Annotated in this window: 23 protein-coding genes and 1 riboswitch; of the genes, 12 read left to right on the forward strand and 11 right to left on the reverse strand. The window is 62.5% G+C overall.

The genetic code is table 11. From position 1 onward, the window contains the following. Positions 1–53 precede the first annotated feature (53 nt). Positions 54–353, reverse strand: coding sequence for a putative antibiotic biosynthesis monooxygenase (locus AC1DCM_RS13335; protein ID WP_477518581.1), 300 nt, complete (start codon positions 351–353; stop codon positions 54–56). A gap of 100 nt (positions 354–453) precedes the next feature. Between AC1DCM_RS13335 and AC1DCM_RS13340 the strand changes: the two genes are divergently transcribed. From AC1DCM_RS13340 to pabB, 3 genes are all read left to right on the forward strand, one after another. After that, positions 454–1,092 (forward strand): TetR/AcrR family transcriptional regulator, encoded by a 639-nt coding sequence (locus AC1DCM_RS13340; protein WP_477518582.1) that lies wholly within the window; start codon positions 454–456, stop codon positions 1,090–1,092. 155 nt (positions 1,093–1,247) lie between these two features. Further along, on the forward strand, positions 1,248–1,763 hold the full coding sequence (locus AC1DCM_RS13345) for an arsenate reductase/protein-tyrosine-phosphatase family protein (protein WP_477518583.1): 516 nt from the start codon (positions 1,248–1,250) through the stop codon (positions 1,761–1,763). Next, a complete protein-coding gene (gene pabB / locus AC1DCM_RS13350; RefSeq protein WP_477518584.1) occupies positions 1,760–3,793 on the forward strand; it encodes an aminodeoxychorismate synthase component I in 2,034 nt (677 codons plus the stop codon). The genes AC1DCM_RS13345 and pabB overlap by 4 nt, the downstream gene beginning before the upstream one ends. Positions 3,794–3,798: 5 nt before the next feature. Here the strand turns inward: pabB and cls are convergent, their stop codons facing one another. Then, positions 3,799–5,271 carry a cardiolipin synthase gene (gene cls, locus AC1DCM_RS13355; RefSeq protein WP_477518585.1) on the reverse strand — a complete coding sequence of 491 codons (1,473 nt, stop codon included), beginning with the start codon at positions 5,269–5,271 and terminating at the stop codon, positions 3,799–3,801. Positions 5,272–5,354: 83 nt separating this feature from the next. On the opposite strand from cls, the gene AC1DCM_RS13360 reads away from it, so the two are divergent. Beyond that, positions 5,355–6,296, forward strand: coding sequence for an aminodeoxychorismate lyase (locus AC1DCM_RS13360; protein WP_477518586.1), 942 nt, complete (start codon positions 5,355–5,357; stop codon positions 6,294–6,296). A 251-nt stretch (positions 6,297–6,547) separates the two neighbouring features. Further along, positions 6,548–8,002: an amino acid permease gene (locus AC1DCM_RS13365; RefSeq protein ID WP_477518587.1), complete on the forward strand. Its 1,455-nt coding sequence runs from the start codon at positions 6,548–6,550 to the stop codon at positions 8,000–8,002. Positions 8,003–8,119: 117 nt separating this feature from the next. Here the strand turns inward: AC1DCM_RS13365 and AC1DCM_RS13370 are convergent, their stop codons facing one another. Beyond that, positions 8,120–8,608: a carboxymuconolactone decarboxylase family protein gene (locus tag AC1DCM_RS13370; RefSeq protein ID WP_477518588.1), complete on the reverse strand. Its 489-nt coding sequence runs from the start codon at positions 8,606–8,608 to the stop codon at positions 8,120–8,122. A 431-nt stretch (positions 8,609–9,039) separates the two neighbouring features. Here AC1DCM_RS13370 and AC1DCM_RS13375 point away from each other — a divergent pair, with 431 nt between their 5' ends. The 3 genes from AC1DCM_RS13375 to AC1DCM_RS13385 are packed head-to-tail and all read left to right on the forward strand — an operon-like array spanning position 9,040 to position 11,703. Next, complete coding sequence (locus AC1DCM_RS13375) at positions 9,040–10,707, forward strand: GMC oxidoreductase (RefSeq protein WP_477518589.1); 1,668 nt, start codon at positions 9,040–9,042, stop codon at positions 10,705–10,707. Next, on the forward strand, positions 10,704–11,108 hold the full coding sequence (locus AC1DCM_RS13380) for a PAS domain-containing protein (protein ID WP_223934696.1): 405 nt from the start codon (positions 10,704–10,706) through the stop codon (positions 11,106–11,108). Before AC1DCM_RS13375 ends, AC1DCM_RS13380 begins: the two co-directional genes overlap by 4 nt. Beyond that, a complete protein-coding gene (locus tag AC1DCM_RS13385) occupies positions 11,101–11,703 on the forward strand; it encodes a cupin domain-containing protein (RefSeq protein WP_477518590.1) in 603 nt (200 codons plus the stop codon). The genes AC1DCM_RS13380 and AC1DCM_RS13385 overlap by 8 nt, the downstream gene beginning before the upstream one ends. Before the next feature lie 130 nt (positions 11,704–11,833). Here the strand turns inward: AC1DCM_RS13385 and AC1DCM_RS13390 are convergent, their stop codons facing one another. The 3 genes from AC1DCM_RS13390 to AC1DCM_RS13400 are packed head-to-tail and all read right to left on the reverse strand — an operon-like array spanning position 11,834 to position 15,830. Further along, positions 11,834–12,886 carry a PLP-dependent cysteine synthase family protein gene (locus AC1DCM_RS13390; protein ID WP_477518591.1) on the reverse strand — a complete coding sequence of 351 codons (1,053 nt, stop codon included), beginning with the start codon at positions 12,884–12,886 and terminating at the stop codon, positions 11,834–11,836. Further along, entirely contained in the window at positions 12,883–14,499 is a 1,617-nt protein-coding gene (locus AC1DCM_RS13395; protein ID WP_477518592.1) for an aromatic amino acid ammonia-lyase, read from the reverse strand. The genes AC1DCM_RS13390 and AC1DCM_RS13395 overlap by 4 nt, the downstream gene beginning before the upstream one ends. A gap of 2 nt (positions 14,500–14,501) precedes the next feature. Further along, positions 14,502–15,830, reverse strand: a complete 1,329-nt coding sequence (locus tag AC1DCM_RS13400; protein WP_477518593.1) for an NtaA/DmoA family FMN-dependent monooxygenase — start codon at positions 15,828–15,830, stop codon at positions 14,502–14,504. A 166-nt stretch (positions 15,831–15,996) separates the two neighbouring features. Further along, positions 15,997–16,108: riboswitch (SAM riboswitch) on the forward strand. A 14-nt stretch (positions 16,109–16,122) separates the two neighbouring features. Between AC1DCM_RS13400 and AC1DCM_RS13405 the strand changes: the two genes are divergently transcribed. Genes AC1DCM_RS13405 through AC1DCM_RS13420 form a run of 4 tightly spaced genes read left to right on the forward strand, consistent with a single transcriptional unit; the run spans position 16,123 to position 18,612 of the window. Continuing rightward, positions 16,123–16,389, forward strand: coding sequence for a DUF1737 domain-containing protein (locus tag AC1DCM_RS13405; protein WP_477518594.1), 267 nt, complete (start codon positions 16,123–16,125; stop codon positions 16,387–16,389). After that, a complete protein-coding gene (locus AC1DCM_RS13410; protein ID WP_442003393.1) occupies positions 16,386–16,796 on the forward strand; it encodes a rhodanese-like domain-containing protein in 411 nt (136 codons plus the stop codon). Before AC1DCM_RS13405 ends, AC1DCM_RS13410 begins: the two co-directional genes overlap by 4 nt. After that, positions 16,797–18,005, forward strand: coding sequence for an O-succinylhomoserine sulfhydrylase (locus AC1DCM_RS13415; protein WP_477518595.1), 1,209 nt, complete (start codon positions 16,797–16,799; stop codon positions 18,003–18,005). It abuts the gene before it with no gap. A gap of 10 nt (positions 18,006–18,015) precedes the next feature. Beyond that, complete coding sequence (locus tag AC1DCM_RS13420) at positions 18,016–18,612, forward strand: hypothetical protein (RefSeq protein ID WP_477518596.1); 597 nt, start codon at positions 18,016–18,018, stop codon at positions 18,610–18,612. On the opposite strand, the gene AC1DCM_RS13425 is transcribed toward AC1DCM_RS13420, so the two are convergent. The 5 genes from AC1DCM_RS13425 to AC1DCM_RS13445 all read right to left on the reverse strand — a co-directional run bounded on the left by AC1DCM_RS13425 (position 18,609) and on the right by AC1DCM_RS13445 (position 24,599). Next, positions 18,609–19,808 (reverse strand): glutamate--cysteine ligase 2, encoded by a 1,200-nt coding sequence (locus AC1DCM_RS13425; RefSeq protein ID WP_477518655.1) that lies wholly within the window; start codon positions 19,806–19,808, stop codon positions 18,609–18,611. The two genes, AC1DCM_RS13420 and AC1DCM_RS13425, sit on opposite strands and share 4 nt — an antisense overlap. 126 nt (positions 19,809–19,934) lie before the next feature. Next, complete coding sequence (locus AC1DCM_RS13430; RefSeq protein WP_442003396.1) at positions 19,935–21,458, reverse strand: UDP-N-acetylglucosamine 1-carboxyvinyltransferase; 1,524 nt, start codon at positions 21,456–21,458, stop codon at positions 19,935–19,937. 116 nt (positions 21,459–21,574) lie between these two features. After that, on the reverse strand, positions 21,575–22,369 hold the full coding sequence (locus AC1DCM_RS13435) for an energy-coupling factor transporter transmembrane component T family protein (protein WP_477518597.1): 795 nt from the start codon (positions 22,367–22,369) through the stop codon (positions 21,575–21,577). Further along, positions 22,366–23,979, reverse strand: a complete 1,614-nt coding sequence (locus AC1DCM_RS13440) for an ABC transporter ATP-binding protein (protein ID WP_477518598.1) — start codon at positions 23,977–23,979, stop codon at positions 22,366–22,368. The genes AC1DCM_RS13435 and AC1DCM_RS13440 overlap by 4 nt, the downstream gene beginning before the upstream one ends. Next, positions 23,979–24,599: an ECF transporter S component gene (locus AC1DCM_RS13445; RefSeq protein ID WP_477518599.1), complete on the reverse strand. Its 621-nt coding sequence runs from the start codon at positions 24,597–24,599 to the stop codon at positions 23,979–23,981. Before AC1DCM_RS13445 ends, AC1DCM_RS13440 begins: the two co-directional genes overlap by 1 nt. Between the last annotated feature and the right edge of the window lie 65 nt (positions 24,600–24,664).

Genomic DNA, 24,664 nt, shown 5'->3' on the forward strand with positions numbered 1-24,664 from the left:
GTTGTGGTTGTTCTCAACGCTCGGAGCAACCACAAATGCCAGTCAGTTGGTCTTTAAGCGGACTTGCGGGCGGCGCGCTCCACTGCCCTGCGCGTCAGGGCGCCGTGGCCGGCAAACAGCTTGGGGACCACAAAATAGACTGCTGCCGGAACCACAAGCGCAGTCAGCAGGAGTGCCCGGAGGATGGGGTGCCACGGCTCCATGATCGGCCCGAGCAACAGCATGCCGATGGAAACCAAGGGGAAGATCGCCATCCAGGTGATGAGGGCCCGCATGTGGACGGACGGTGCTTGCGGCTGGGCTGGTGCAGTGGCCTCAGCGGGGTGAATTTCGCCAGTAGCTTGAGCGTTCATGGCATTCTCCAACCAGATAGTTGCAATTGTCTTGGTCTCACAATAACCACTCTCGTCAACAATTACAACTACTTAGTTGGGAAATGGTAATCTGATACTTATGGCATGGGACACAGAGCGCACCAAGTCACTCCTGCTCGAGGCGGCGACCTCGGAGTTTTGCACCCGAGGACTTGCCGGGGCGCGGATCGATCGAATCGCCGCAGAGGCCGGCGTCAACAAAGAACGCATCTACCAGTACTTCGGCAACAAGAACGGCCTTTTTGACGCGGTTATCGTCGCTGCGCTCAGCTCCCTCATGGATGAAGTACCCATCCAAGGCGAGGGCCCAGCGGCCATGGCGGACTACGCCGGCCGCCTGTTCGATCATCATCAAGAGGACGCCACCGCGCCACGCCTCCTCTTCTGGGAAGGCCTGGAACGCGGCACGGAAGTTGTGGGACTGCCCAAACGGATGGCCAACTGCGCCTCCAAGGTCAACAGCACCATTTCAGCCCTCCCCGGGATCTCAAGGGAAGACGCCGGCGATCTCCTCATCACCATCGTGAGTCTTTGCGATACCGCCCCGGTGTTGCCTGCACTGGATGGACTCATGGCAGGGAACGACCCCGGCCGCCTCAAGAGGCGACGCGCCGCCGTCGTACGCACCGTCTATCTGGCTGCCTCCGCACTAACTGCCGAAGCAGCGTCGGACGGGTCAACAACCACAGAAACGGTGCCCACGCCATACACCCTGTGACAGCTTTGACAGGAAAAGTGACTCCGTTGTGAAGTGGCCCCTAGCCAAGAAGGGGTGCCATCAACCATGCTTGCTGCATGTACTCAACGACGAGCCCATACCGCATCATCACGGTCTGCACTGGAAACATCTGCCGCTCGCCCATGGCAGCGCTCATGCTTACCGAAGCCTTCGAAGCGGAAGGGCTCGGCAAGCTGATAGTGGTGGACTCAGCGGGCACCACCGGGTACGAGGTGGGGCACCCCATCGATCCCCGGGCAGCCCGCAAACTGGCCGCCCACCACATCGCTTCGGAGGACCACGTCGCACGCCACTGGAGGCGCGAGTGGTTCGCTGAGCGGGATCTCATCCTGGCACTGGACGTCGATCATTTCGGCTGGCTTCAGGAGGGCGCCCCAGATCGCGAATCCTTGGCCAAAGTCCGGATGCTGCGCAGCTTCGATCCCGTGATGGTTGGGCGCAGCTCCCTGGATCAGGGCATCGAGGATCCCTGGTACGGCGGTCATACCGACTTCGACAACACCTGGACCCTTATCAAAGCCGCTATTCCAGGCATCGTGCGCTACGTGAGCGCCGCAATTACAGAACAGGCAACAGGAGACTCCGGACGTAGCGCCAGCGATGCCCGAAACGAAGCCAGCGAGCACCAGCAGGTAACCTCTATGTCATGACCCCTGCACCCGTGATCATCGCCGTGGACGGGCGGTCCGGCGCGGGCAAGACGACGCTGGCCGTCGAGCTCGCGGCCCGCCTTCGGGAGCACCACAAGGTTTCCCTTTTCCATCTGGAAGACATCTATCCCGGATGGAACGGCCTTGCCACAGGCATCGAAAGGTACGTCGCGACGGTCCTGACGCCTTTGAGCCAAGGCGACGCGGCGGAGTGGGTCAGCTGGGATTGGGAACGGCATTACGACGGCGCGCTGCACGTAACGTTGCCAGCCGAAATCGTGATCGTGGAGGGCGTTGGCGCCGCAGCGAACGCGGCACGCCCCATGCTGGACGCCATCGTGTGGGTCGAGTCCCCCGGTGACGATCGCCGTCGTCGGGCTTTGGCTCGTGACGGAAATACCTACGAACCTTATTGGGACAGCTGGGCTGCCCAAGAGGATATTTGGCTGGAAACTGACGCTGTCATCGGCGCAGCAGACATCCGGGTCCAGAACCTCGCGGATGGCAACGCCCCGGACGACGTCCTGCAGGCAATGCGGTACTTGCCGTCGTTGTCAGCGATCCTCTCGCCGGAACTCAGCGCGCGTCGAGGGCTGCAGCTCCGGTCCGAAAAGATCAGCGCCGTTCCTGACGCCGAGGCACTCTTTCAGAACCTCTACGGTTCCTCGACCAATGCCGTCTGGCTGGATTCCTCCAACGCTTCCGCAGTTTCAGGGACGTCCCAGGCTGCTGCCCGGAGCCGCTTCAGCATCTTGGCAGACGATGGCGGCACGTTCGGCCAGTCCGTCCAGCACCGTCAAGGAATCACCAAAGTGACCGCCGGAACAGCCACTGTGGAAACTTCCGGACCGTTCTTCCGCTGGCTCGATTCCGTTTGGGGACGCCGGGCCGTGCGGGCACCCCGCGGCTACGATGGCCAGTTCACGCTCGGCTGGCTGGGCTATCTGGGCTACGAGCTCAAGCGGGAAACCGGTGGCAACGACGTCCAACCCGACACTCCTGACGCCGCTCTGCTCTTCGCTGGGCGGGCCGTGGTGCTGGATCATCGCGAGCACACTGTGTGGCTGCTCGCCCTGGAAGCGCCCGACGCCGATGAGTGGTTGCGCCAGGCTCGAACCGCTGTCGGGGCTGCTTCAGCCGCCCCGGCTTCCGCCGTCGAGACCGTTTCCGCGGCGGCTCCGGAATTTACTTGCCGTGACAGCGCGACGGACTATAAGCGCAAAATCGCCGATGCCCAGCATGAAATCAGCGAAGGCAACTCGTACGAGGTCTGCTTGACCACCATGCTTGAAGCCCCTGCCGGCGGGCTTGACCCGTGGCAGAGCTATCGGGCGTTGCGCCGCCGCAATCCGGCACCATTTGCCAGTTACCTTCGGTTCGGCGAGCTGGTTGTGGCGAGCACTTCTCCTGAACGTTTCCTGCGGATTCTCTCCGACGGCGGCATGCGGGCCGAGCCGATCAAGGGCACGCGTGGGCGTTCCTCCGATCCCGGCGAGGACGCCGAACTGCGCCGCGACCTGGAGACCTCGCTGAAGGACCGCGCGGAAAACATCATGATCGTGGACTTGCTGCGCAACGACCTGAGCCACTTCGCGATTCCGGGCTCGGTGACGGTCAGCCGGCTGTGCGCGATCGAAAGCTACGCCACCGTCCATCAGATGGTGAGCACCGTGGACGCACACCTTCGCCCGGGCGCTCCGCGGGCAGAGGCTTTGGCTGCCGCCTTCCCGGCTGGGTCAATGACCGGTGCGCCGAAGATCAGCACCATGGACATTCTTGACCAGCTTGAGGCGGGCCCTCGCGGTATCTATTCCGGAGCGATCGGCTACTTCTCGCTGAACGCTGCTACGGACCTCGCCGTCGTAATCCGTACTCTGGTGGTGAACCCGGACGACGACGGTGGGCGAACACTCAGCCTTGGCGTCGGCGGGGCAATTACTGCAGATTCCGTGGCAGATGACGAGTACGAAGAGATCCGGACCAAGGCGTTTGGCGTGTTGTCGACGCTGGGGGCTGACTTCCCAGGCTGAGCAGCCTATTGGAGCGTCGCCGTCAATCTCGCGACGTTATCCACATACTTGGCCAACGGGGGTCTATCCATCCAGTCATCCAACGTAAGCTCACGGGATACCTCGCGATACGTGGATTCCACGGCCCGCATGAGGTTCACGGTTTCGGCGCCCAGGAGCATCACCGAAACCTCCATGTTCAGGGAGAAGGAGCGCATGTCCATATTGCTGGAGCCGAGAACCGCAACTTCGTCGTCGATGGTGAAGTGCTTGGCGTGGAGTACGTACGGAGCGCGGTACAGGTAGATGCGGACACCTGCTCCGAGGAGAGCCTCGTAATAGGACCGCTGGGCGTGGTGGACGAGGAATTGGTCGCCCTTTTCGGAGACAAAGAGCTCCACATCCACCCCGCGCTGAGCCGCAGTGGTGATCGCATAGAGCAGGGAGTCATCAGGCACGAAGTATGGGCTGCAAATGGAGATCCTGTGCTGCGCCGAGTAGATCAGCGTATTGAACAGGCGAAGGTTGTTTTCCGTGGCGAACCCCGGCCCGCTCGGGACCACCTGGGCCGTGACACGTCCCGGGGACGGTTGGGATGGAAGACGAAGCTGGCTTTCGAGTGACTCGTCGGTCTCGCTGAGCCAGTCCGTGGCGAAAACTACGTTCAGGGTGGCCACAATCGGACCCTCAAGCCGGGCCATGAGCTCCACCCATTGGCGGCCGGCGCGGCGATGCTTGGGGTTGTTGTAGGACGGTTCAATCAGGTTCTGCGAGCCCGTGAACGCCAAGGTACCGTCGATGACCAGGATCTTGCGATGGTTCCTGAGGTCCGGGCGGCGCCATTGGCCGTGGATCGGAAGCAGGGGCAACATTCGCTTCCACTGGATCTGGCCTGCCTTGAGCCGGCGGACCAGCCGACGGTAGCCCTTGATGCGCAACGTTCCGATGTGGTCGAAGAGCAACCTGACGGTGACACCGCGCTCGGCGGCCTTCTCCAGTTCGGTGAGCAACTCGTCCGTCACGAAGTCGCTGCTCATGATGTAGAACTCCGCGTTGATATAGTCCGCAGCTCCCCGCACGGCCTCGGCCATGGCTTTGATGGACTCCTCATAACCAGGAATGAGCTCCACCTTGTTGCCGTCAACCATGGGCAGCGAGCCAAGGCGGTGGTTCAGCTCACCTGCGGACTTCACCCACTCCGGGCCGGAATAGGTACTCACAGGATCGGACAGGTCAGAGGTCACCGAGCGAACGCGATGATTAACTTGTTCCTGCTGCTGACGCCGCCGCTTGGACAAGCGGAAATTTCCAAAAAGCAGGAAGAGCACGAATCCGACGGTCGGGACGAGGAAAACAGCCAGAAGCCAGGCCATGGCCGTGGTGGGGCGACGGTTACCGGGGATGATGCCCAGCAGAACGATGCGCATGATGACTTCCGCAATGGCCCAAGCACCCAGAAGCCACGTCCACTCCAGGCCAATCGGAAAAGGAAAAAGCACTCCACAACCCCCACGGTCCAAGAACTAACGGTAACCACAGCCTATCCGCCCGGCCCTTTGGAGGGCCGCACTAAGCTTGGAGCATGACTTCTCCTGCCCCCACGGTCCTCGTTTTCCTGGACCCAGCCTTCGAAAACGGCCGCATTGCCGATTCCAGCCAGCCCCAGCTCATGGCCACTGACCTCGGCGCTACCCGTGGCGATGGCGTGTTCGAGTCGCTGCTCGCCGTCCAGGGACGCGCACGCAAAGTGCAGGCACATCTGAACCGTCTGGGCAGTTCCGCGGGGGCTTTGGACTTGGCGATCCCGGAGCAGGACGCCTGGCGACGGGCAATTGACACGGCGATTACAGAGTTCCGCGGTAATTACCCGGCACCCACGCCCGAAGAGGACGAAGTCGTCGTCAAGCTGATCGTCACCCGTGGAATTGAAGGCGCGGCGAGCCCCACATGCTGGGTACAGGCTTCACCCTCACCCGCAGGCAGCCGCCGACAGCGCGAGACGGGCATCGACGTCGTACTTCTGGACCGTGGCTTTGACACCGAAGCCGGCGAGCGCGCGCCGTGGCTGCTGTTGGGAGCAAAGACACTGTCCTATGCCGTGAACATGGCGGCGCTGCGCTACGCGCACAAACAGGGTGCAGATGACGCCATCTTCACCTCCACGGATGGTCGTGTCCTCGAGGGGCCGACGTCCACCGTGTTGCTTGCCCACCTGGACACAGTCGACGACGGCGACGGTTCCGTCAGGACGGTTCGCCGGCTCATCACGCCGCAGCACGATAGTGGAATCCTTCCGGGCACATCGCAGGGCGCACTGTTCGCCGCCGCGAAGGCTGCAGGGTGGGAGCTCGGCTATGGTCCGCTGGTGCCGCAGGACCTGTTCGATGCCGACGCCGTTTGGCTCATATCGAGCATCCGCTTGATCGCGCCGGTGAATCACATTAACGGCCAGGAGATCGGCACGCCCGCTGTCCGGAAGCAGCTCACAGAGGAACTGAATGAGTTGTTTGCCGGGATCGAGTAATTCCGGCCGGCCAGACTGAGGCCTACTCTGCTCCGCTTGGAACTTAGCAGATCACAAGTAGAGTAATTGCTCGCATGACTCATTGATAAGGAATTCTTTGCCTCAGCATTGAGGTTCACAGAGGTTCAATCACGTTCCTTATCCTCCTTGAAATGGGTGTCCGTCGTGTGATGAATCTTGTTCTCGTGTTAGTTGGATCACGTCCGCCTGACACCACTTCAGACTTTGCTGGCTAACTTCCCGGAGGGAATATGGGACACAGCTCCCCCACAACAGCCGAGGCATCGGCACCCGAGGCCCAGTCGGAGACTGGCGCCTCACAGACAGGACTTCGCCGATCCATGGAGGCCCGGCACCTGGTGATGATTGCCATGGGCGGCGTCATCGGCTCAGGCCTGTTCGTCAGTTCGGGCTACACCATTGCCACCGCGGGCCCCTTGGGCGCCGTTCTCGCGTTCCTCATCGGAGCCGTGGTGGTCTACCTGGTGATGGCATGCCTCGGGGAACTCGCCGTTGCGTTCCCCGTTTCAGGTGCCTTCCACATCTACGCCGCCCGGACCATCGGACCCGCCACCGGCTTCGCCACAGCCTGGCTCTACTGGCTTTGCTGGGCGGTGGCGCTGGGTTCGGAATTCACTGCGGCCGGCCTGCTCATGCAACGCTGGTTCCCTGGCGTCGACGTCTGGATCTGGTGCTTCGTATTCGCCACGGTCCTGTTCACGCTGAACGCCATTTCATCGCGCGTCTTTGGTGAATCTGAGTTCTGGTTCGCGCTCATCAAGGTTGCCGCCGTCGTCGGCCTGATTATCCTGGGCGGCGCCGCTTTGATGGGCTTCCACCCGCTCGCCGCTGGCGAATACCCCTCGCTCACGAGCAACTTCAGCACGCCCGAAGGGCTTTTCCCCAACGGCTTCACGGGCGTGTTCGTGACCTGCCTGGCAGTGTTCTACGCCTTCTCGGGCTCCGAACTGATCGGTGTGGCCGCCGGCGAAACATCCAATCCCGGCGCCAACATCCCCAAGGCCATGCGGACCACGGTCATCCGTCTCATGATCTTCTTTGTCGGGGCCATTACCGTCATCGCAGCGACCATCCCCTACGAGAAGGTCAGCGTGGACGAAAGCCCGTTCGTCACCGTCTTCTCGATGCTCGGCATTCCGTTCGCCGCGGACATCATGAACTTCGTGATCATCACTGCGCTGCTGTCGGCGGGAAACTGCGGACTCTACTCCTGCGCCCGGATGCTCTTCTCGCTCGCCGACGAGGGACACGCACCCAAGGCATTCAGGAAGCTGACCAAGCGTGGCATCCCGATGATTGCCCTCTGCGTCAGCATGCTGGGCGGCTTGGCTTCCCTGATCAGCAGCATCGTTGCGCCGGCAACCGTGTACCTGGTGCTCGTCTCGATCGCCGGCTTTGCAACCGTGGGCGTGTGGATGTCCATTGTGGCCTCGCACTTCGTCTACAGGCGCACGTTTATCAAGAACGGCGGCGACCTCAGCACGCTCGCGTACAAAGCGCCGTTCTTCCCGCTGGTTCCGATCCTGGCGTTCGCGCTGTGCGTTGTGTCCTTGATCGGCATAGCCTTCGACCCCAACCAGGTGGCGGCGCTGCTGTTCGGCGTTCCGTTCGTGGGGGCCTGCTATGCGTTCTTCTACTTCAAGTACGGACGACGCCGGTCGCTCAAGAAGGCTGTCGGCGTCTAGCAGCCGTGGCCTGCTGACCGTCTTTCGGTGCAAATCAGCCCCTGGACAACCATTTCGGGTTGCCCAGGGGCTGATGTTGTTTGAAAGGAGGTCAGGACGCCACACGGCCTGCCAACGTCAGGGCTTCGGCTTGACCACACGCACCGGGTGCTCGCTCAGGATCGACAGCCGGTTGAAGGCATTGATCCCAATGGCTGCCATGCACAGGACACTGATTTGCTCGTCGTTATAGTGTTCCCGGGCCCGCTCGAAGAGTTCCGGGCTCGGCCGTGACGTGCTCATCCGGGTGATCTGCTCAGTGATTTCCATGGCCACCCGCTCAGCCGGTTCAAACAGCGTCACTTCCTTGTAGACAGCCACCAAGGACAGACGCTGTTCCGTTTCGCCGTACCCCAACGCCCTGCGATGGTGCAGGTCCAGGCAGAATGCGCAGCCATTGATCTGCGAGGCAAGGTAGTTCAGAAGTTCGATGGTCCGGCGTGGGACACCTGTCCGGTCGGCTTCCCCAATCACCTGCTGGGCATAGTGGCTCAGTGTTGCGTAAAGCTCGGGCTGTTGCTTATCCAGATAGCCGGCGAGACGTGCTTTTGTTTCCTGTTCAGGCATGCTTGGAGCCTAGCGCAACTGGCTCGGAGTGCCGGGCCGCCCAGGAGCACCCCGCTTTGGAATGCCAGCCTCATCCAGTGCAAACGCGTCCTACCAGCCCGCATTATTGACTAATTTATGACCACTTCATCACATACTGAAAATGATACTTGACTACTAATCATGGCAAATGACGGACGCACCCAACGACGCAAATAAATACGCTTCCAGTATCTATTGCGCGGCCATTCCAACAGTGATTCACTGAGGCGCAGTGATCCCTGCTGGGGCGGGAGAACTCCCTCTCTGTCCGGCAGGACACACTGTTTTCACTACGCCGTGAGAACAGAATGTTGATGGAGGGCATCATTGTGAGTGCAGTTTCTTCGTCCCAGAATTTCAACCACGGATTTCCCACACCCGGACCCCAGGACCCGTCTCCCCAGAAGGTCATGGATCACGTATTTTTCCTCAACCAGGAAGAATGGAAAGACGTCCGCGAAACGGAACAATTCGACCATATAGTCATCGGCAGCGGGTTCTGCGGGTACGCGTTCGCAGAGAGGACCCTGACGATTAACCCGCAAGCCAGGATCCTGGTTATTGAGCGGGGCCCGTTCTTCTTGCCCCAGCATTTCCAAAACCTTCCGTTGCCCTACCGCGAAACCCTTGGCGGGCTTTCTGAAACATTCCCCTGGACGCTGGCTGCAGCCACGGCCAACCAACCCGCTGGCAAGATCTCCTGGCAGCACGGCATGGTCCCCTTCTATGGTGGCCGCTCCATTATGTGGAGTGCCTGGTGTCCGCGCCCTGAAGAGGATGAGATGCGTGGATGGCCGCGCACCGTCATGGATGCCGCAAAAGCGCATTTCACCACTGCGGAGGATCTGCTGAATGTGGTCAGCGCCGACCAAATCGACGCCGGCGCGTCTGCCGACGTCGTTGATCTCATCAACAACACCCGCCCGGTCTACGGGATCATGCAGAAGGCGCTTCAGGATCGGCTGGCGGCGGGTCTGCACAAGATCGATTCCGCCACCCGATCCATGCCGGCACCGCTGGCAGCAGCTTCGGGCGCGACCTCAGGCATTGACTTCGCCAAATTCTCCACGCCGTCGGTCCTGCTTGAGCTGTCGGACAAGCAGCAACGGTTGGCAGCGGCAGGGAAGGGATCGCCGCTCCGCATCATTACAGACTGCACTGTGAACAGCATCATCCAGCAGGACGGCCGGGCCACTGCGCTGGATACCACCCGGGGCGTGGTGAACATCGGGAACGCAAATCTGGTACTTGCCATGGGCACGTTGCCGCCTGCCACTCTGGTCCTCAATTCCTTCCCGGAAGTACCTGGAGTTGGCGAGCAGTTCAGCGCCCACTTCATCACATCCATCGTGGCAAGGGTTCCCCGCAAGGACTTCGACTTCAGTGAGGTCCTGGGAGAGCTGGAACTGGCTGCCATCTACATGGCGGGCATGAGCCCCGCTGGCATGCAGTACCACGTGCAGCTTTCAGTGCTTTCGGATCGGAGCCCGGACAAGAACGCCCAGAAGTCCGAGCGTTACGCACCCGACGTCGTGGCCACCGCTTCCCTGGCCCAACTCCAGTCGTCAGAGGATTACTTGGTGTTCGTGTGTGCCGTACTGGGCGAACTGGACATCGATAACCCGGAAAACCACCTGCGCTACTCCGGCGGAGCCGACCCCACCAACAACGTGACTCTTCAAGTCCTGGCCAACTCCACGGACGATGCCACGTGGGACACCATGGACGAAGGCACCTTCCAGATGTTGGAGCGCGTCTTGTCACCCGATGGCACGGATCATGTGGAGTATTGGCACGGCGACCCGGACACCGGAACCTGGGGATCGGACCGGCCCGGCATTCCCGAGCGCCGCGTTCCGGGGCTGGTGCACGAGAGCTCCAGCCTTCCAATTGGGGAGGAAGAGGACTCCACCGTCGGCACCGACTACCGCCTGAACGGCGTCGAAAATGTCTATATAGCGGGTGGTTCACTATGGCCAACCGGCGGGTCCTGGAACCCAACCATGACAATGGTTGCGTTGACGCAGGACCTGGCCGAGCGGTTGGAGGCCGACGGCGGCACGGGACTTGCGCTGTGACCGCGGTTCCGGCCCTGGATCCGGCAGTCCTGCCCACCTTGCCGCCGATGACAGTCGCGGACGTCCTGGACAGGCAAGACGGCGTGTACTGGGTAGTCAAGGACGCGAACTCCGTTTTCCTGTGGGTGAACCAGAACTTCGCCGACCTGGTGGGGATGACCAAGGACCAATTGATCGGTCATCAGGATTCACGGGCGGCCCATGTTGCCCATGACAAGGAGGTGATGGCGAGCGGCAAGCCGTTGCTCAACTTCCACGAGGTCATCGAAGTTCCGCTGAAGGATGGCGGGACCGTGAACGTGGACATCGTGACCCAGAAGGGGCTCCTTCGGTCGCTGGACACGGGCGCGATCATCGGGATCACGGTCTGCTTCTCGCTGGCGGATCCTCCCAATGACTGACGTGGATCTGGCGGCCGGGCGCCCGGGCATTCACTCCGCCAGCCCGGACGCAGCCAGCCGGGATTCAGCCAGCCCCGACTCCGCCAGCCCCGACGCGAAGGAATGGATCAAGCGATTGGACATGACGCCGTCGGGCGTTGGCGGCTGGTTCGCGCCGGCAATGGTGAGCGACGAGTTCATCGCTGGCTCGGCGTTGCCACCACGTTTCGGCAGTGACCATCCGCTGTACAGCTCCAACTGGTACTTGCTGCAGGCGGGCGAAGTCCTTCAGTTGCACACCTTGAAGCAGGACGAGTTGTGGTTCTTCCATCTGGGTGCATCAATACGGCTGCACGTCTTTTCGCAGACAGACGGATACTCATCAACGGTCTTCGGTCCGGACCCGGACGCTGGTGAAATCCTGCATGGCGCGGCGCCGCATTCCACGTGGTTCGGGGCTGAGTTGGCTGGGGACGGCTTTGTCCTGGTCAGCTGCAGCCTGTCGCCCGGCTACGAACCGAGCGATTCCGCGAAGCCCACGAGTGAAGATGTGGAGGCACTCGTGGCGCAGTTCCCTGGTCAGTCGGAGTTGATCAGGAGGCTGGCGGCCGGCTAAGCGCCGCTCGGGGTGCGCCTGTTGGAGGGCGGGTGCACCCCGTGGCGGTGCGGACGTGAGAGAGGAACGGTCGGACAGCCGTTGGACGTGAGAGAGCATCCGTCGGAAAGCCGTTGGATGTGAGAGGGTGCTATTCGGTGGCGTCGCGGGCCAAGTGGATTCCGTTCTCTGCCAGCCACACCGGGTTGAAGGCCTTACTCAGGTAGTTCGTTCCGGCGTCGGGGGCTATGGCCACCACGACTGAACCATGCGGTGCGGCCCGCGCCACCCGCAGGGCAGCGGCGACAGCGAGCCCGGACGATGGACCAAGCGCCAGCCCTTCTTCGTCGAGTAGCCGATGCACCGTGGAGTAGACCTCGTCGTTGGGAATGCGCAGGAAACGGTCAACAATGGAGCGGTCAAAGGCCTTGGGCCATTCAGCCTGGGGCCAGGAGTTACCCACACCGTCCACCAGGATCTCCCCGGGATGTCCACCGCTGTAGGCGGAGCCGTAGGGGTCGGCGCCCACCACTTCAAGGTGCCCGCCCGGCCGCAAAGCTGCAACTTTCTCTTTCAGGAACCGGCCATTGCCGCTGATCGTCCCGCCGGTTCCGATGCCGGCCACAAAATGCGTAACCAACCCGTGGGTCTGCTCCCAGATTTCCGGTCCTGTCGTTTCATAATGTGCGGCTGGATTGGCAGGGTTATCGAACTGCATGGGCCGCCAGGCACCAGGCGTCCCGGCCGTGATGCGCGCTGCCACCGCACGGGCGTTCTCCGGCGATTCGGAGGGCGCGCTCCAGTCCGTCAGGACCACGCGCGCACCGTAGCTGTGGAGCGCGGCGAGCTTTTCCTGGGAGATGGTGTCGCCGGTAACCACCACCACGGGGTGACCGGTCAGCCGCCCGATGAGCGCCAGCCCGATCCCCGTGTTACCGGAAGTGCTCTCCACAATGGTTGCGCCAGGCTGTAACTCTCCTGAGCGCTCGGCCACCCGGACCATGCTCAGCGCAGTACGGTCCTTGATGGATCCGCCGGGGTTCTCGGACTCAAGCTTGATGTGGATGGTGCTGCCCAATCCACGTCCCAGGGCCTCCAATTTCACCAGCGGAGTGTTGCCCACTTTGTCCAGGACGGAGGCATCCAGCCCATCAGGCAACCCCGCCGCCAAGTGGGCGCCATGTCTGCGGATTGCGGTACTCACCTTGTCCCCTCCCGTATAGACGTAGCCGGCAATTCCTGCGCCACCACATCACGCAACTCACGTCGCGCACTCTCCACCAGATCCGGAGCCGACGGCCGGTCCGCCAGCACATCAGCCAGCCGAGCCACAACGGCGCCCGTCCCCTTCCCGAGCGGTTGCGAGGCTCCCGCTTCGAGCAGCAAATACGACGCCGTCAGTGCCTCAATGGCAAGCAATTTCTCCAAAGCCTCCACGGACTTTTCGAGTTGCTGCAACGCCAGCGGCGCCAAGGTGGAGTGGTCCTCGACGTCGGCCGAGAGGGTGGGTGCCCCGAGCGTCGCCGGCGCTGCCAGGAACTTCAGTTCGGACAGCAGTCCCGCTGCTGAGTACCAGAGCAGCCCAGGCAACTCCTCCTGCACAAGGCCTGCGGCCGGTCCGGACTCAGAAACCGCATCCTCCAGGTGCCTGGCGGCAGCTTCCAGATGCCTCGCCCGGATCACCCGTTGTGGCGGATACAACTTGGCGATGCGCCGCTCGCTGGAAATCGCCACGTGCGCCAAGGCAAGCCTCAAGCCCTCGAAGGAAAGAGCCAGCTGCATCGGTTGGAAGTTCCCGCCGGACACCATTTGCCCGGTTTCGATATCCACCAAAGGGTTGTCGCCGCGTCCGTTCAGCTCCACGTTCAACGCAGCGCCGAGCTGTGAAACCAAGGAGCGAAAAGCCCCATGCGTTTGGGGCGCAGAGCGGAATGACAAAGCGTCCTGCACAGAGACTTCAGGACGAACGTCCTCCAGCCAGCCCCCGCGCAACAGGTGACGTACCGCGGCCGCCGAGTCCTTCTGCCCGTCCACCGCCTTGCCCGCCTGAATGGCCGGCGAAAACGGGCTGAGGTTCCCGCCGCCGTCGTACCTTGCAATGGTCTCAAGCGAGAGGGAAAGCGCGACGTCGGCGAGTTCCGCCAGCTGCTGCAGGCGCACCAAGGCAAGGGTACCGGCGCCTACCGAGTACGCATTGGCGCTGACCAGGGCCAGGGCCTCACCGGGAGCGAGCCGCAGCGGCTGGAGACCGGCGTCGGCGAGCGCTTTCGCCCCGGGTACCAGGGTGCCGTCCGCATCGATCGCTTCACCTTCACCGATGGCAACAGCAGCGACGGCGGCGAGCTGGGTGAGGTCCGAGGAGCCCACTGAGCCTTCGCCCGGGATGGCGGGAAAAACTCCACGGTTGAGCAGTTCGGCATAAAACTGGGCCGTCTCGGGCCGGACACCGGAGCCGCCGCGGCTGAAACCGATGAGCCGGGTGAGGATCACTGCGCGGGCAGAGGGCCGGTCCAGATAGTCGCCCACGCCACTGTTGTGGTATCTGACTACCTGGATTTGATAGGCAAGGACCGACTTCTCCTCCACAACCGTGTCGCGTCCGGAGCCAAGGAGGGTGTTGAGGCCGTAGATTCTCTGCCCGGACGTTGAAGCGCGCTCCAGCACTTCGCGTGAGCGGCCGATCAAAGACAACGCATCTTGGTTGAGTTTCACGTGAAACGCCGGATCCAAGGCAGCTTGCGCCACGCTTTCAGGGTCCACCGGCGATGTGCCGATCAACAGGCTCTTGGGCTCGGAGGGGATTGGTTCGGAAGACATGGTCAGAAGTCCAGAAGATTCTGGCGGAAGCCGCCGTTGCCGTAACTCTTCCTCAACAGGCCACGGCGTCGCAGTTCGGGAGTGAGTTTGTCCAGCACTCCGTGCACGGTGACGGGGTCCACGAAGCCAGAGAAGAGGAAGCCGTCGCCACCCACGGCCTCGCCGGTCTCCTCAAGGTAGTCCGCGATTTCCCCTACCGTGCCAATGATCGAGTCGCCGGCACCGCCGCTGCGTGCCTGCAGGATCTGGCGCAGGGTAGAGCCCGGAGGCGCCGCCTTGGCGAAGTGCTCCAGCGTGCCTTGGTTGCTGTTGGTGCTCAATTCGGGCAACGGCGCATCGAGGTCGAACTGCTTGAAGTCGATCACGGACAGGTAGGAGATCGAGTTGAGCTGGCTGTCGATATCACGCTGGGTAAGCTCCCGGCGCTGCGCCCGCAACTCCTCGGCCTCGGCTGATGAGCCAACCACGGTGGGCTTCAGCACGAAAAGTACCTTGACGTCGTCGGGGTTCCTGCCAGCCTTGGCAGCCTCGGCACGGATGGAATCCCGGTAGGCCTTCATGCCGTCAGCGCCACGCGCCAAGGCGATCGCGACGTCGGCGTGCCCACCCGCGAACGCTTTGCCTCGAGGAGAAGCACCCGCCTGCACCAGCACAGGCTCCTCCGGCAGAGGTGCGGTGTTCAGCGGACCGCGGACCTTGAAGAAGTCGCCCTGGTGGTTAATAGGGTGCACTTTGGTGTGGTCGGCGAATCTGCCGGCCTCAACGTCCTCGAGCACCGCGTCAGGTTCCCAGCTCCGCCAAAGCCTCCGTACGACGTCGACGAATTCCTCCGCTTTCTCGTACCGAAGGTCGTGTTCAATCTGCTGATCCAGCCCGTAATTCTGTGCCGCCAGGTCACTGCCGGACGTGACGACGTTCCAGCCGAGCTGCCCCTCGGAGAAGTGCTGCAGCGTGGCCAGCAGCCGGGCGGCTGTAAAGGGCGGATAGAACGATGCGCTGACGGTCGGCACAATTCCAAGGTGCTTGGTGGCGGACAGAAGATACGGAACCAGGGCCAAGGGGTCATGCTTGGGCGCAAAGGAAGCGTGTGCCAGCGAGACCTCGGCGGTGCCGCCATAAGTATCAGGAACAGTAAGGGAATCCTCGATGATGAAAAGGTCAAGGCCGGATTGCTCGAACGCGCGCACGGCGTCTTGATACAGGGCAGGTTTCTTCCAGTCGTAGCCCAGGCTGTAGCCGGGAGTTCCCCAGCCCTGGACACCGAAACCGTGCCCCACGAACCATCCAAAATGCAGCATGGGCTTGAGTGTAGGGCTGCCTTGTCCGTTCACCGCTACCTGATTTCTTGCGAAGTTACAGGGGGTCGTACTGCGTCAATTATGCTCCCGGGACGTCACATTTAGGCTGCTACTCCAGCATGGGCCGGTTACGCAACATGACGGCCGCGTAACCGCTTGCAAGTGCGGGCCGCCGCCGCGGGATGTTACGTTTTTCTTGAGTAATGAGCACCAGCGCCAAGCCCTGACTTGCTGGTCGGCAACCCTCTCTCCGGCGGGGTGCCTCAGGTGACTACTCGGCGTATCGACACTTCGAACTGCAAGCGTGACTGAGGAGCACCAGCCAATGCCTGAACCCACTGAAGAAAAACTCTCCTACCGCCTGATTACAGGTCCGGATACCCGTGAATTCTGCGAGCGGATCACCACGGCCCTCGCCGACGGCTACGTGCTCCACGGCAGCCCGGCGGCCACGTTCAATGGCACGGATGTCATCGTGGCCCAGGCTGTCGTGCTGCCCACCGCCATCGCCAACGCAGACGCCGCCGTCGCGAATGCTGTTGACCAGTTGGAGAGCGACGACGACGAAGAAGCATTCGAGGGACACGCATGAGTTACGCAGGTGACCTGACCCCGCAGGACGCGTGGGCCAAGCTTGAAGAAGGCGCAATTCTGGTAGACGTCCGCACCGAGGCCGAGTGGGCACACATCGGCATTCCGGACACCAAAGCCACAGAGAATGATCCCCTGTTCATTCAGTGGAACCTCGCCGGCGGCATTCCCAACTCCCGCTTCCTCGAGGACCTGCAGCAGCAGGCACCCGAGGGCGAGGGCGTGGAACTCGTTTTCATCTGCCGCTCAGGCCAGCGCTCCATCTCTGCCGCCATCGCCGCGACGCAGGCCGGATTCACCGCCTACAACGTCCTCGAGGGCTTCGAAGGTGACCCGGACCGGTATGGCGAACGCACCATCAACGGCTGGAAGAACCGTGGCCTGCCGACCAACCTGGGGAACGACTAAGTGACTTTCAATCCCGATGCCGCCAGCTGGAGCCCTGACACCCAGGCAGTACGCGGTGGCCTTGACCGTACCAACTTCCAGGAGACGTCCGAACCCGTTTTCCTGAACTCCGGCTTCGTCTACGAATCCGCTGCCGCCGCCGAACGCGCCTTCACTGGCGAGGACGAACGCTTCGTTTACTCCCGCTACGGCAACCCGTCCGTGGCCACGTTCCAAGAGCGGTTGCGGTTGCTCGAAGGAACCGAGGCTTGCTTTGCGACGGCGTCCGGCATGTCCGCGGTGTTCACCGCCTTGGGTGCCCTGTTGGCTGCCGGTGATCGCGTGGTTGCCGCCCGCTCCCTGTTCGGCTCGTGCTTCGTGATCCTCAACGAGATCCTGCCGCGCTGGGGCGTAGAGACCGTGTTTGTCGATGGTCCCGACCTCGATCAGTGGCGTGCTGCCCTCTCCGAACCCACCACCGCTGTGTTCTTCGAGTCGCCGTCCAACCCGATGCAGGAAATCGTGGACATCGCCGCCGTCAGCGAGCTCGCGCATGCAGCGGGAGCGACCGTCGTCGTCGACAACGTCTTTGCCACTCCCCTGCTGCAGCGTTGCGGTGACTTGGGCGCAGACGTCATTGTTTACTCCGGCACCAAGCACATCGATGGCCAGGGGCGCGTCCTCGGCGGCGCGATCATGGGCACCAAGGAATTCATCGATGGCCCGGTCAAGCAGTTGATGCGGCACACCGGACCGTCGCTCTCCGCGTTCAACGCGTGGGTATTGACCAAGGGCCTGGAGACCATCGGGCTGCGCGTGAACCACAGTTCGGCCTCCGCTTTGAAAATCGCGGAATGGCTCGAGCAGCAACCTGCCATTAGCTGGGTCAAGTACCCCTTGTTGAAATCGCACCCGCAGTACGAGCTCGCAGCCAAGCAAATGAAGGCCGGCGGCACTGTGCTGACGTTCGAGCTGCTGCCCTCTTCCGGGCGGTCCGCCAAAGACGCCGCGTTCGCGTTGCTGGACGGTCTGCGCATCATCGACATCTCCAACAACCTGGGCGACTCCAAGTCCCTCATCACGCATCCGGCCACCACCACCCACCGGGCCATGGGGCCTGAAGGTCGCGCGGCCATTGGGTTGAGCGACGGCGTGGTCCGTTTGTCCGTGGGCCTGGAAGATGTAGACGATCTCATTCTGGATCTGGAGAAGGCCCTCAAACAGGTCTAACCTGTCTCGCATGAGCGGGAATCATCCCTATCGCCGTGCCGGAGCGGTCATCGTTGCCGGCACGGCGATCTGGTTTGCAGGTATTTCGCCGGTGTCGCGCGTCTACATCACCCCCGACGCCGCCGAACGTCTTCGTATGCTTGAGGTCGGCCAGCGTGGCTGGGTTATTGGGCAGCACCTCGCAGCGGCTGGAACCGTCGCGGTGCCTGTGGGATTCGCAGCCTTTGCCCGTCGTCTTCCGGGCGGACGGGCGAAGCGGTGGGCTGTTGCAGCCGCTGCCGCTTTGCTGGCAGGGGCCCCGCTCTTTGTGTCGAGTTTGTCCCGCCGGGCCTCGGACTTGGAACGCTTTGCCTATGGCCGTGGATCCAATGCGCCATTCTTGGCCTATTCCGGGCTCCATGTTCTTGCCTTGGCTGCCCTGGGCGGAAGTCTCCTGGCAACGCCTGCCAAACGATGGATCGGGCTCACGGCCGCAGCCAGCGCGCCCATCTACGGCGCCATCCTTGTGGCCAAGAAGGACATCCCACCATTCGTGTTCTACCTGGTCGAGGGCTTGGCTGGGGCGTACCTGATGACATGGGAAGAGACAGATCCCACTGAAGCCTAGGGCCGGCGGACCCTGGTCAGGATGGGCGCCGGATCCTTGTGCGAGTCTGCGGTAGCGCCACGAAGCGTCACCTTCACGGCATGTCCAACCACCGCCCCCAGCGCCTCATTGCTGGGCGGACTCCCCGGCGGATTTTGTGCCTCACGTTGCCGGTTGTTGAAACGCTCTGCTGCTTCGCGTTGCTCCCGGGCTCCGTTCCCGCGCTCAAGGATGTCCGAAATTCCGGCCTTCACGAGTTCCAGTTCACCTTGGTCGTCCAGTACTGGGCTCAGATAATCCACCAAGGCCCAGACCACATCCGCTGCCGGTTGGGGACGGAAGTCGCCAAAGTCCAGGAGGTCTCCGCGAAGTCCCGAATTGCTCGCCTGCCAACTCGCCATCCGGAGCAGGGCCGTCGGCACCGAGGCCGGCTCAACGCCGTCGAGCATTTCCAGGGAAGCGGTCTCAACCAATGCCCTTACAAGCACTGCTATCAAAGCTGCGTCTTCCGAGCGGAGACACACGTCAGCCACCCTGACTTCCACCGTGGGATGGTTGCGGGAGATGCGGGCGTCGAAGTAGATCATGCCCTCGTCAAGGAGCACCCCCGTGTCCAGGAGGCGCTGGACCATGCGCCGGTAGGCAGTCAACGAGCCAAAAACGGCAGAAGGCCCGGACGTCGGCCACCGGTTCCAGGCCTGGATCCGGTAGCTCTCGAAACCCGTGGGCAGCCCACGCCAGTATGGGGAATTGGCGCTGATGGCCGTTAAAACAGCAAGTTTGTCGCGAATGTGATCGAGGACCACCACGCCCTCTTCAGGCGACTCCACGGCAGTGTGCACATGGAAGCCGCACGTCAGTTGCTCGTGGGCCGTCAACCCGAAGCGTTCAAGCATCACGGCAAAGCGCGGATCTGGAGTCGTATGGGTGTTCTTAGCCAGGGGTGACGTGGCAAGCGCGGCCACCCGGGCGTTGTGTTTCCTGGCACCGTCATTGGCCATCGCACGTCCGCGCCGGATCTGCTGGAGGAGCTCACTGTAGCTATGGCACGGGCGGGTCTGGGTTTCGATTTGTTCCAGCTTCAGTTCGTGGCTCAGCCCCATCCCTGTTTCAGGCGCGGGTTCCGTGCCTGCCAGCAGTGCATCCGCGAGGGCCAAGGGCTCGCCCGTCACAGGATCGACGATGAGTAGCTCTTCCTCCACCCCGAAAGTCCGCATGGCACCATTCTGCTTCATGCGGCCCGGGAAATTCTGCTGGATCATCGCTCCATTGCCGACGTGGCGTCCCGGGAATCCGGGCTCCGCCCCACGTGGGGAGCAGGATGATCCAGCAGAAAAGCGTGCCTAGTCCTGGAAGTACTCCACTTTGGCGCCAATGGTGTTCAGACGCTCGGCCAGGTCCTCGTAGCCACGTTCGATCACGTAGATGTTGCGAAGCTCCGAGGTTCCACGCGCAGCCAACATCGCCAGGAGCAGGCAGGCTGCCGGACGCAGGGCTGGTGGGCAACCGATCTCCGCGGCCCGCCACTTGGTGGGACCGTTGACGTAGATCCGGTGCGGGTCCAGGAGTTGCACCTGGGCGCCCAGCTTGTTGAGCTCCGTCAGGTAGATGGCGCGGTTCTCGTAGACCCAGTCGTGGATCATGGTCTGGCCCTCGGCGTTGCCCGCAATCACGGCGAAGAAGGGCAGGTTGTCGATGTTGAGCCCAGGGAACGGCATGGGGTGGATCTTGTCCTGTGGCGCGTGGAGCTCGGAGGGCTTGGTGGTGACATCCACCAAGCGCGTCCTGCCGTTGCGGGCCATGTATTCGCCTGAGATTTCCAGCTTCTGGCCCATCTGTTCCAGGGTTGCCAGCTCGATTTCCATGAATTCGATAGGCACCCGGCGGATGGTGACCTCGGAATTGGTCACGATGCCTGCAGTGATCAGACTCATGGCCTCGATGGGATCCTCGGACGGGAAGTACTCGATCTCCACATCTATGGATGATCGCCCCGTGATCTTCAATGTAGTGGTCCCGACGCCCTCGATGGTGACGCCCAGGCCCTGCAAGTAAAAGCAAAGATCCTGGACCATGTAATTGGGGCTCGCGTTACGGATCACGGTGGTGCCCTCACGGTGTGCAGCAGCCATGATCGCGTTCTCGGTGACAGTGTCGCCACGTTCGGAGAGGACGAAGGAACGGTCGTGCCCATCAGCAGGGGGTGCAACCACGGAGTAGAAGCCGGACTTTGCCCCTACTGTGAGCCCGAACTGGCGCAGTGCCTGCATGTGGGGCTCAACGGTGCGCGTGCCGAGGTCGCAGCCACCGGCATAGGGAAGAAGGTACTCGGCGGTCTCGTCCAAGAGGGGCCCGAGCAGCATGATGACGCTGCGTGTACGGCGAGCCGCCTCCACGTCCATGGATTCAAGGTCAAGGACTTCGGGCCTGCGAATACGGAGGTCACTGCCGTTGAGCCACGTGCATTCGACGCCGATGGACGTCAGCACCTCAACGATCCTGTTGACTTCCTCAATACGGGCCAACCGACGCAGCGTGGTGGTGCCCCGGTTGATCAGGCTGGCACACAACAGCGCCACACCGGCATTCTTGCTGCTGTTGACATCCACTTCGCCGGACAGCGTGTGACCGCCTTCCACCCGAAGGTGCGTCATCTGCGGCTTGCCCACCTTGACGATGGAGCGGCCGAAGATGGCCTCCAACCGTTCGATCATTCGGAGGCTGAGATTCTGTTTGCCCTGCTCCATTCGGGCGATAGCGCTCTGGCTGGTTCCCAGCTCAGAAGCCAACTGCCCCTGCGTCCAGCCCTTTTCACTTCGCGCGTTGCGGAGCAGGAGGCCTACATGTTCGGCGGTAGGTTGCGTCATACTCAAGAAATATCACAAATGAGTTAGAAGTGGCCAACAAATCTCCGATTCAGCGGCAAACGTCACATCCTACCCGCACCGTGCGATATCTGATTCGAGAAGATCCACCAGAACGGCTAACGCCAGACGAAACTCCACGTCCCAACGCCGACGGCCGTCAGTACCGCAGCGGCAGCGATGAGGAGCCCGCCCAGGAGCACCCAGACGTCCAGAAGTGAGTAGGTGGATTCCCGGGCCCACGTTCTCTGCCCGCCGCCGAAACCACGTGCCTCCATGGTGATGGCCAGCCGGGAGGCCCGCCGAACGGCCTGGACAAGCAGTCCGAAGCTCTGTCCAAGTGTTGCCTTCAGCCGTTGGATTGGGCTGCCCTGCGAACCCACTCCGCGGGCGCGCCTGGCCATGCCGATGGTCTGCCATTCCTCAGCCATCAATCCCACCAGTCGCATGGCGGCCAGCGAGCCGAGGACAAAGCGGTGTGGCAGCTTCGCCTTCTGCGCCAGCGCGTCAGCCAGGTCGGTGGGGTCGGTGCACGTCATCAGCAGGATCGCTGGCAGCGCGATCGCCAGGCCGCGCAACATGAAAGCCAGTCCCAGCTGAAGGGAACCTTCGCTGATTGACCAGAGTCCGACGTCGAGCAGTACGGCCCCGCTGTCAGCCGCCACGATTGCGGTGCTCCAGCCACCAATCGCTGCAGCGATGATGAGCGGCCAGGCCCGCTGCCATAAAAGCCCCAGCGTAAGGCCAGCCAGCGGGAATAGGGCCAGCTCGGCGACGAGCGCCGTTGAAGCGGATACCCAGTCGATCGACAACGCCAGCACCAGCGAAATGAGAAAGACGGACACGAACTTCACCAAAGGATTGGCCCGCGTGAGGAGGGCGTGGTTGCCGCGCAGGTTCAGGGCGTCCCTCATGCGGCACCGGCTTCCTGGCGGGCATCGTCGCTATGCGGGTCCGGGATGCGCGGGGGCGCCGGATCCAGGCGGAGCTCCGTGCCGCCAAGGACTGCACTGAATTCTTCGTCGTGCGTCACGGACACAACAGCCGTTCCAGCGTCGAGCAGTTCCGACAGGAAGGATGCCAGTTCGGCCCAGGTGTTGGCATCCTGGCCGAACGTGGGCTCGTCCAGCACCAGCACCTTGGGATGGGCCGCAAGGACCGTGGCAACGGACAACCGCCGCTTCTCGCCGCCGGACAACGTGTAAGGATTCGCGTCCACCAAGTGCGTGAGCCGCAAACGCTCCAGCAATTCATCCACGCGTTCTTCACCATGGCCCAGATGCTTTGGTCCAAACATGAGCTCGTCCAGGACCTTGCCCGTCACGAACTGGTGCTCCGGTTCCTGGAACACGGTGCCAATACGCGAAATCAGCTGATCCGCCTTCCACTTGAACGGGTCGATTCCAGCTCCCTCGGAAAGCTCGACGGCGGCACTCACCTTGCCGTCCACGGGCGCCAGAAGGCCGGCCAATGTGAGCGCGAAAGTAGATTTGCCGGCGCCGTTAGGGCCCGTGATGGTGAGTGCCTGGCCAGCCCGTACTTGTGCACTGATACCCGATTGCACGGGGACGGGTGGGATGGTTTTGAAGCGACGACGGCGCGACTTCTCACGGGAAACAGCCAGGTCCTGTGCCACGAGGAGGAGTTGGGCGGTGGATTCATAGCCGCCCATTTCCTGAGCTGTGCTCCTGCGGGCGCGAGTCGCCGGAACGTACCCCGGCACCCAGACTCCCGCTGCCATCAACATGGTGCGGGCCTCTGTGAGCACCTGATCCGGCGGACCGTCCAGGAGCACACCGCCTCCAGCCGAGGGTGGCTGGAGGACCACGATCCTGTCCACCAGGTCCTTCCACACAGAAACACGGTGTTCTACTACAACCAAGGTGGCACCGGTCTTGTCCAGGCAGCGCTGCACGGCGTCTCGAACCTCAAGCACGCCCAGCGGATCGAGGTTGGCCGTAGGTTCGTCAAGCAGGATCAGCCCGGGCCGCATTGCCAGGATGCCAGCCAACGCAAGGCGCTGCTTCTGCCCGCCGGAGAGTGCCGCCGTCGGGTGGTCCAGTGCCAAACCGCCGCCGGCTGCGGTGCGCAACCCAACGTCGTCGAGCGCTTCATGGACGCGGGCCCAAATTTCATCCCGGGGAACGGCAAGGTTTTCGGCGCCAAATGCGACGTCGTCACCAACCCGGGAGAGCACCGCCTGGGTTTCCGGGTCCTGCTGCATCAGACCTGCGCGGCCGCGCTGCTTGCGGGGAGCGACGCCGTCGATCAACAGCGAGCCCGTCTCGTCCGAATCGTCTTCCTCGTCACCTAGCACACCGGCGAGGGCGTGGAGCAGTGTCGATTTCCCTGCGCCCGATGGACCCAGCAAGAGTACACGCTCGCCCGGCTCGATCCGGAGATCGAGGTCCTGGATGGCAGGTGTGGAACGCCCGGCATGCCGCCATCCCCACCCTTGGGCGGTGATGGCGGCAGGCCGGACTTGGTGGTTGCTTTGCTGGTTGCTGCTTTCTTTCGCAGGCATTAGTTAAAGACGGGCTCCGAAGCAGCCTTGCGGGACGCGAAGGAGCTCAGGACGCCGGTCTTGGCCAGCCCGCGGGTGGCAACCCAGGACAGCGCGCCGGCGATGATCGCACCCGAGAGCGTGCAGAAGGCGATGTAGGCCAGCTTGTCGATCGCTTCGTAGGCGATATTCCAGCCCCAGGGCAGGAAGGAATCGTTCAGACCGCAGAAGAGGCCCGCGCCCGCACCTGCGAGGAGTGCAGCGGACAGGTCGAACTTCTTGTAGCGGAACGCAGCGAAGACCAGTTCTGCGCCCAGTCCCTGGAGGATGCCGGAGATGAGGACGGTGGTGCCGTACTGGGAACCCATGATGAGTTCGCCGGTGGCGGCGACGGCTTCGCAGAACAGGGCTGCGCCCGGCTTGCGGATGATGAGCATGCCCAGAACGGCGGGGATCATCCAGCCACCGGCGATCAAACCGGTGAGCGGCGGATAGGCGGCGTTCATGGGGATGGATACGATTGCGGCGCCCTGGGACCAAGCCCAGAAGATTACGCCGCCGGCGATGGCAATCAAAGCTGCCACCACGATGTCTACAACACGCCAGTTATAACTGGTTTTCTTCACGCTTGCCGTGGTCATTTTTCTGCCTCCTGAGGTACAGGAGGGGAAAGTGCTCCCCGGAACTCCCGGCCGGCTTGCGCCGC

Source organism: Paenarthrobacter sp. 10N417 (assembly GCF_056394745.1).

Bases quoted from the DNA above. Each gene is read 5' to 3' on its own strand.
- AC1DCM_RS13335 (WP_477518581.1), bottom strand. From the start codon at position 353: ATGAACGCTCAAGCTACTGGCGAAATTCACCCCGCTGAGGCCACTGCA.
- AC1DCM_RS13340 (WP_477518582.1), top strand. From the start codon at position 454: ATGGCATGGGACACAGAGCGCACCAAGTCACTCCTGCTCGAGGCGGCG.
- AC1DCM_RS13345 (WP_477518583.1), top strand. From the start codon at position 1,248: ATGCTTACCGAAGCCTTCGAAGCGGAAGGGCTCGGCAAGCTGATAGTG.
- pabB (WP_477518584.1), top strand. From the start codon at position 1,760: ATGACCCCTGCACCCGTGATCATCGCCGTGGACGGGCGGTCCGGCGCG.
- AC1DCM_RS13360 (WP_477518586.1), top strand. From the start codon at position 5,355: ATGACTTCTCCTGCCCCCACGGTCCTCGTTTTCCTGGACCCAGCCTTC.
- AC1DCM_RS13365 (WP_477518587.1), top strand. From the start codon at position 6,548: ATGGGACACAGCTCCCCCACAACAGCCGAGGCATCGGCACCCGAGGCC.
- AC1DCM_RS13370 (WP_477518588.1), bottom strand. From the start codon at position 8,608: ATGCCTGAACAGGAAACAAAAGCACGTCTCGCCGGCTATCTGGATAAG.
- AC1DCM_RS13375 (WP_477518589.1), top strand. From the start codon at position 9,040: ATGGATCACGTATTTTTCCTCAACCAGGAAGAATGGAAAGACGTCCGC.
- AC1DCM_RS13385 (WP_477518590.1), top strand. From the start codon at position 11,101: ATGACTGACGTGGATCTGGCGGCCGGGCGCCCGGGCATTCACTCCGCC.
- AC1DCM_RS13395 (WP_477518592.1), bottom strand. From the start codon at position 14,499: ATGTCTTCCGAACCAATCCCCTCCGAGCCCAAGAGCCTGTTGATCGGC.
- AC1DCM_RS13405 (WP_477518594.1), top strand. From the start codon at position 16,123: ATGCCTGAACCCACTGAAGAAAAACTCTCCTACCGCCTGATTACAGGT.
- AC1DCM_RS13410 (WP_442003393.1), top strand. From the start codon at position 16,386: ATGAGTTACGCAGGTGACCTGACCCCGCAGGACGCGTGGGCCAAGCTT.
- AC1DCM_RS13420 (WP_477518596.1), top strand. From the start codon at position 18,016: ATGAGCGGGAATCATCCCTATCGCCGTGCCGGAGCGGTCATCGTTGCC.
- AC1DCM_RS13425 (WP_477518655.1), bottom strand. From the start codon at position 19,808: ATGCGGACTTTCGGGGTGGAGGAAGAGCTACTCATCGTCGATCCTGTG.
- AC1DCM_RS13430 (WP_442003396.1), bottom strand. From the start codon at position 21,458: ATGACGCAACCTACCGCCGAACATGTAGGCCTCCTGCTCCGCAACGCG.
- AC1DCM_RS13435 (WP_477518597.1), bottom strand. From the start codon at position 22,369: ATGAGGGACGCCCTGAACCTGCGCGGCAACCACGCCCTCCTCACGCGG.
- AC1DCM_RS13440 (WP_477518598.1), bottom strand. From the start codon at position 23,979: ATGCCTGCGAAAGAAAGCAGCAACCAGCAAAGCAACCACCAAGTCCGG.
- AC1DCM_RS13445 (WP_477518599.1), bottom strand. From the start codon at position 24,599: ATGACCACGGCAAGCGTGAAGAAAACCAGTTATAACTGGCGTGTTGTA.